Source organism: Acinetobacter sp. WC-323, from assembly GCF_000314615.1.
GTDB lineage: Bacteria > Pseudomonadota > Gammaproteobacteria > Pseudomonadales > Moraxellaceae > Acinetobacter > Acinetobacter courvalinii.
Map to the genome: position 1 here is coordinate 1 of NZ_AMZS01000043.1, position 572 is coordinate 572.

1 protein-coding gene is annotated in these 572 nt (G+C 43.0%); it reads left to right on the forward strand.

Annotated features, from left to right (window positions below; genetic code table 11):
• Positions 1–572: type II toxin-antitoxin system HipA family toxin (locus ACINWC323_RS09650; protein WP_009512049.1), on the forward strand; the 572-nt coding region annotated here is incomplete at both ends.

Below are 572 nucleotides of genomic sequence, written 5' to 3' on the forward strand. Positions count from 1 at the left end.
GTTTCCTGCTCAGCAAGAGCATCCTGAAGTCTGCGCCATTGAAGCCGTCTATGCAGAATGTTTGCGACTTTGTGCAATCGAGACTCCAGACACCCATTTTTTTAATTTGCCCAATGGTTTAATGGCTTTTGCTGCTAAACGATTCGACCGTCAAAATGGCATGCGGATTCCAATGCAGAGTTTGGCTGCATATACCGGAGCAGACTATAAAGTTCCAGGTAGCCTAGACTACCGCAATTTTCTTCGGGCAACCTTGATGTGTACGCAAGATGTGCGAGAAAGGCTGCATACTTTTAAACGTGCTGTGTTTAATGTACTTTTCAATAATCGGGATGACCATACCAAGCATTTTTCTTTTCTCATGGCAAAAAATGGTCAATGGAAATTGGCTCCAGCCTATGACGTGACCTTCTGTGAAGGTCTAGGTGGTTATGATCAAATGGACATTGTGGAAGAAGCGCTCAATATTTCTCGAAATGACATACATAAACTCGGTACTTCAGAAGCGAATCTGACTACTCTAGAAGTCGATGAGATCATCTTGGCCATGCGTGAAATTGCACTTCAATTTA